At 45.6% G+C, this 5,669-nt stretch carries 4 protein-coding genes and 1 pseudogene; 4 read left to right on the forward strand and 1 reads right to left on the reverse strand.

What is annotated here, in order from left to right:
• Positions 1-163: 163 nt before the first annotated feature.
• The 4 genes and pseudogenes from PVA01S_RS27590 to PVA01S_RS26050 all read left to right on the forward strand — a co-directional run.
• Positions 164-538, forward strand: a pseudogene (locus PVA01S_RS27590) (PAS domain S-box protein); the annotation flags it as partial.
• A 15-nt stretch (positions 539-553) separates the two neighbouring features.
• Positions 554-2,338: a PAS domain S-box protein gene (locus PVA01S_RS26040; RefSeq protein WP_244933054.1), complete on the forward strand. Its 1,785-nt coding sequence runs from the start codon at positions 554-556 to the stop codon at positions 2,336-2,338.
• A gap of 158 nt (positions 2,339-2,496) precedes the next feature.
• The gene (locus tag PVA01S_RS26045; protein ID WP_127610790.1) at positions 2,497-3,540 is read left to right on the forward strand and encodes an ATP-binding protein; all 1,044 of its coding nucleotides are present in this window, start codon (positions 2,497-2,499) and stop codon (positions 3,538-3,540) included.
• A gap of 194 nt (positions 3,541-3,734) precedes the next feature.
• A complete protein-coding gene (locus tag PVA01S_RS26050) occupies positions 3,735-4,172 on the forward strand; it encodes an Hsp20/alpha crystallin family protein (RefSeq protein WP_127610791.1) in 438 nt (145 codons plus the stop codon).
• Positions 4,173-4,375: 203 nt separating this feature from the next.
• Here PVA01S_RS26050 and PVA01S_RS26055 read toward each other — a convergent pair whose 3' ends face one another.
• Positions 4,376-5,596, reverse strand: coding sequence for an IS256 family transposase (locus PVA01S_RS26055; protein ID WP_127610792.1), 1,221 nt, complete (start codon positions 5,594-5,596; stop codon positions 4,376-4,378).
• Between the last annotated feature and the right edge of the window lie 73 nt (positions 5,597-5,669).

Genomic DNA, 5,669 nt, shown 5'->3' on the forward strand with positions numbered 1-5,669 from the left:
TATGGCTAGCCGCTCGGGGGGATTCCAAGTTAAGCTAGTCTCGGAATGTGTTCCAACTGTTACAAATTGCCTATATAATGGTGTACATACGTAGGTGCTTTGCAGAAGAACGTTAAGTATGCAAACCTATACGCTTATTGCACAGTCGGAGGTTACTTGCACAATGGATATTTCAGATTTGCTTTCGCATCCTGTCGCCCACCACGCATTTCATTATACACTTGTCGGAAAAGCTTTGGTTCGGCTCGGCGGGGAAGTGGAAATGGTCAATCGCTCGCTATGCAACATGCTGGGCTATACAGAACAAGAACTGCTGCGAATGAGAATACATGACATCATTTATACGGAAGACGTTCCATTATACAACGGATCCATCAATGACTTGTTAGGAGGTAATTCCGATTATGTCGAAATGGAGAATCGCTATATTTGTCTTGACGGCAGACACAAATGGGGAACGACAACCCTTTCGATCATCGAAGTGGAGGGACATCCGGAAAGGGTATTCTTGATCCAGATCCAGGAGATTACGTATCGCAAAAAGCTTGTTGAATTGAACGAGGAATACGCCGATAAATTCAGAATGCTTGCTGACAATCATTCCGATCTTGTTTACGACGTCATGTTGGATGGAAGTATCAGCTATGTGAACCGCGCCTGCACGAAATTATTGGGCTATGACTTATACGAATTGGAAAGAACACTTGGAGACATCATTCGGAAAAGTCTGGAGCACGTGACGGAAACGTATACCAATGCCCCGTTTGAGATGGAAACTTCAATTGAAGCGAAAGACGGCCAAATATTAAAATTCAGCGTATTGCATATTCCGAATTTCATTCAGAATGAACTCGTAGGGCTGCATTGCATCGCAAGGGATATTACCCTGCAATCCAGTATGGAAAAGGCCCTGAAGCACAGCGAGAAAAAGTATCGTTTGTTAGCGGATCACACGGGGGAAATGATCGCTACACTGAATATCAATGGCATTATCTACTACATATCGCCGGCGTGCAAACCATTTCTGGGTTATGATGCAACAGAATTGATAGGAAGACCTGTCTGGGAACTGTTCTATCCTCCCGATATAGAAAAATTGGACAACTCGCAAGAGTGGATGAATGAAGACGGTCATGTCAACATTTTGCGATTGCGCCGAAGAGACGGCTCCTTTGTTTGGGTGGAGGTCGTAAGCAACACGCTGCGGTACGATTCGGGCAATGTTCGTGAAATCGTAAAGGTTTTTCGGGATATCACGAGCCGAAAGACACTGGAAGACGTCCTGGCTACTCAAGAACGTGTCATGAGTGGTATTGTCGAAATGATGGATGTCGGCGTTGTGATTTGTGATGAACATGGGATATTGACAAGCATGAATAGAGCCGCAAGACAATTGCACGAATTTGTACAGATACCTCTTTCACCCGAACACTGGAGTTCTACATACGGATTGTATGAATCGGATGGAAAAACGCCGTTGAGCAAGGAACGCGTCCCGCTTTATCGGGCGTATCGGGGCGAAAGTTTCCGCGATCTGGAAATGGTCGTTAAAAAGTCGAATGGCGAGCATCGCCTCGTTCTCTGTCATGGGAAGCCGATCATTGTTCACAATAAAATTGTGAGCGGCATTTGTGTCATGCACGATATTACCGAATTTGATGCAGCCAAGCAATCTGCTCATCAGGCAGACAAATTATCCATAGCGGGTCAAATGGCCGCGGGAATTGCGCATGAAATTCGAAACCCACTTACCGCGCTGAAAGGATTTCTGCAATTGTTAAGCGCCGGCAACGAAAATGGAAGTAAGTACTACGATATTATGAAGGAAGAATTAACTCGTATCGAACTTATTCTAAATGAACTGCTGGCCTTAGCCAAACCGCAAGAGATGAACATGACGCGGCATGATCTTTCCGAGTTGATTCAGGATATCGTCGTGCTGCTTCAGGCGCAGGCCACTTTACATAATGTTGAAATTCACTTTCATCCAACCAAGGAATCCGTGCAGATCCGGTGCGATGGAAATAAAATCAAACAGTTATTTATTAATTTGATTAAGAATGCCATTGAAGCGATGCCTGAAGGGGGAACTGTCTGGATCGAACAAATGCGATGCGATGAATGGGTTAAAGTAAGCATAAGGGATAACGGGGTTGGAATTCCGCAAGAATTGTTGCAAAAGATCGGCCAACCTTTTTTTACACAGAAAGAGACAGGAACGGGTCTCGGGCTATCCATTTGTTATCAGATTGCAGAGTATCACGATGCGAATATTGAGGTTGCAAGCGAGGTTGGTGAAGGTACAACTTTCACCGTATCGTTTCCCGTCGCTCTGTAACAGCGAATTTAATAACTTCTTTGAAAGTGGGTTTAATTTTCTTCATAACCCATCCACTTCGTGACGAGAAATTCGCTCGCTTGTTTACTGCAGTTTGCACATGATAAGTGGCCGGGAAGGGAGTTAATGGAGGAAGCAAATGGAGGACGTTAATAGAGATGAAGCAAATCGTAGAGTTCCTTATGAATTCCGATCAAATGGATATTGGACTGGCTGTCGTTGATTCAGAAGCCAGAATTTTATGGTTAAATACAACCATGAACACATGGTACTCAGTAACCCCCGAAGAAGAATTCCCTGCACACTCGGCAATACAAGCGATCGTGGGGCAAGTATTGCAGGATAAAAAGAATTACCCGGGAGTACTCGTACAAGAGAAGTTAGATGGCAAAGTGCGATCCATGATCGCCTATGTATACCCTCAGTTAAAAGGGGAATGTTTTGTTCTAATGGCCGATATCCAAGATTTTCAACAGTACGTGCAAATTCAATGCGAGAAAGAAAGAAGGGAAACGATTGGGCATATGGCGGCGGGCACAGCCAATATCATTTTAAATCCTTTAGCGGTAATCAAAGGGACGCTTCAACTTCTGGAAAAAAGTTCGAAGGATCATGTTTCCGTTTTGCAATTTGCGGCATCTCTGCCTCATCAGAAAATGACCGGATACTTTAAGCTGCTCGATGAGCAAATTCAGACGATCGACAAAGCGTTGCAGCGGTTTTTGCTCTTTGGAAAGCCTTCCGAATTGAAATTTGTTCCTGTTTCCGTCATTTCGTTCATGCAGGAATGGGTTCCCGGTATACAAATCCAAGCACTAGACAAAAAAGTGCGTTTCGCTTTGGAATATCCGGAGCGAAACGGCTTTGTGTTAGGAGACCCCAAGCTGCTGCGAGCGGCGCTGCAAGAAATCATTGACAACGCATTAGATGCAAGTCCCCCAGGTTCTGTCTTAACGCTCCGAATAAACATTACGGATAATTATATCCACATCATTGTTCGCGATCAAGGAGCAGGAATTCCAAAAGATCTGCAGTCCCGAATCATCCTACCGTTTGTTACAAGTAAACCGGACGCTATCGGATTTGGGCTTAGTTTCAGTCATGCTATGATCGAAAAAATGGGGGGCTCTTTGAATTTCGAAAGCTCGGAGATCGGCACAAATGTTATCGTTCAATTACCGACATTTACGGGAACAACTTAAAATTGTCGGTAACATTGCTGTAAATGCCAATGGCTACACAACAAACCCTCAAAAATTCTTTTCGGGGGCTATTGCCGGGAGTATCCGACCAAAGGCATATTCCAATCAACTATGCAGGGTAGCAAAGAATAATATTTTCCGAAGAGTACAAAACAAAGCTGAAACAAAGATAATGTGACAATGGAGGAAATTACATGCCGCTCATTCCTTGGGATTCGTTTCGCAATACCGATCTATGGAGAAGGGATTTGGAAAAAATTTTTAACGAAGGTTTTCCTGAAATCGGCGCGCGTCCGGGATTTGCAACCCCTCGTATTGATGTATTTGAGACTGAACATGAAGTGATTGCTTCTTGTGAAATCCCTGGTTTGGATAAAAAAGAAGACCTTCATATCGATGTGGATGAAAACATGCTTACAATTAGTGGGACCATAAAGCAAGCGAATGAAGTGAAACAGGAACAAATACATCGCAAAGAACGGTTTGTCGGACGGTTCCAACGGTCGGTGTCTTTGCCATCACGCGTTCAAACGGAAGGAACGACAGCAACGTATCGCAACGGTGTCCTTGAAGTTCGCATGCCGAAATTAAAAGCCGATACCCAACGGCAAATTGATGTGCAGTTTCATTAAAATGAATTGTGAGATCACAATATAGGCGTTACATGAAAAATGGGCGCTTGCACATAATAACTCAACTTTCGCAGAGCAAAAACTAGCCTAAATCCTTGCAGCCACAGGGCTACTAAGCAATCAGATACATGGCTTGCAGGGTCTGTCAATAATTTTGTGTAAACTCATGTATAAAGGAATCTCCCCTAGGGGAGATTGGCCCCTTACGGCAAGTGCTGCCCGATTCGATCCGAAAAGAAAACGGATAGCTGCAGCAGCATCTGTCCCCAATTTTGGACGCGCCCCGTCCATTTACGGGTGACATCCATGGTTACAAGATAAAGCATCTTCAGAAGAGCCTCGTCGCTGGGGAAAATGCTCTTTCCCTTCGTTACCTTGCGAAGCTGACGATGATAGCTCTCAATCATATTGGTGGTGTAGATGAGCTTGCGCAGTTCGGGAGGGTACTTGAAGAAGGTAGCGAGCTCGTCCCAGTTGCTGCGCCACGAACGGATGATGAGCGGATATTTAGCGCCCCATGTTTCCTCGAAACGATCCAGCTCCACAAGCGCCATCTCCTCCGTCGCCGCTTTGTAGATCGGCTTCAGATCAGCTGTTACCTTCTTCAGATCCTTATAGGACACATAGCGAGTCGAGTTGCGGATTTGGTGAATGATACACTTTTGAATCTCCGTCTTCGGATAGCAGGCGGCAATGGCCTGAGAGAAACCGGTAAGATTATCGACACAGGTGATGAGAATATCCTGTACGCCGCGATTCTTTAGGTCGTTTAGGACGCTGAGCCAGAACTTGGCCGATTCGTTCTCGCCGATCCACATGCCCAGCACATCCTTGTTACCATCCAGATCGATGCCGATGACCATGTAGGCGGCCTTGTTCACAATAGCGCCGTCTTGCTTGACCTTAAAGTGAATGGCGTCAAGGAAGACGACGGCATACACGCTTTGCAGCGGACGGTTCTGCCATTCCTTGATGAGCGGAACGATTTTGTTCGTGACGTTCGAGATCATCGTCGGCGAAACGTCGATACCGTACAGATTCTGCAGGTGATCTTGGATTTCCCGCGTGCTCACGCCTTTGGCGTATAAGGCGATAATCTGATCTTCGATGCCGGTGACGTTGGATTGATGCTTCTTTACCACGAGCGGCTCGAACTCGCCCAGACGATCCCTGGGCACGGCAATCTCCTGATCGCCGTATTCGCTGGTGATCTTCTTCTTGCTCTTTCCGTTGCGGCTGTTGGTCGTCTGTTTGTTCTTCACGTCATGCTTCTCATAGCCCAGATGCGTTTCCATCTCGGCCTCCAGCATCTCTTGCAGCGTCTCGGCAAATAAGTCTTTCAAAGCATTCTGCGCGTCCTGTGCGGTCACCAGCTTGTTCTCCTTAATGAAGGCCCTAAGCTGCTCTTTTGTCCATAATCCCATGTGTGCTCCCCAACCTTTCTATTACTTTCATTTTATCAGGTTTGAGAGTTTACACATTTTATTTTACAGACTC

The sequence above is a fragment of the Paenibacillus validus NBRC 15382 genome (assembly GCF_004000985.1).
GTDB classification, from domain to species: Bacteria; Bacillota; Bacilli; order Paenibacillales; family NBRC-103111; genus Paenibacillus_G; species Paenibacillus_G validus.

Excerpts from the sequence above, each read along its gene's own strand:
- PVA01S_RS26045 (WP_127610790.1), top strand. The coding sequence starts at position 2,497 with ATGAAGCAAATCGTAGAGTTCCTTATGAATTCCGATCAAATGGATATT.
- PVA01S_RS26055 (WP_127610792.1), bottom strand. The coding sequence starts at position 5,596 with ATGGGATTATGGACAAAAGAGCAGCTTAGGGCCTTCATTAAGGAGAAC.
- PVA01S_RS26050 (WP_127610791.1), top strand. The coding sequence starts at position 3,735 with ATGCCGCTCATTCCTTGGGATTCGTTTCGCAATACCGATCTATGGAGA.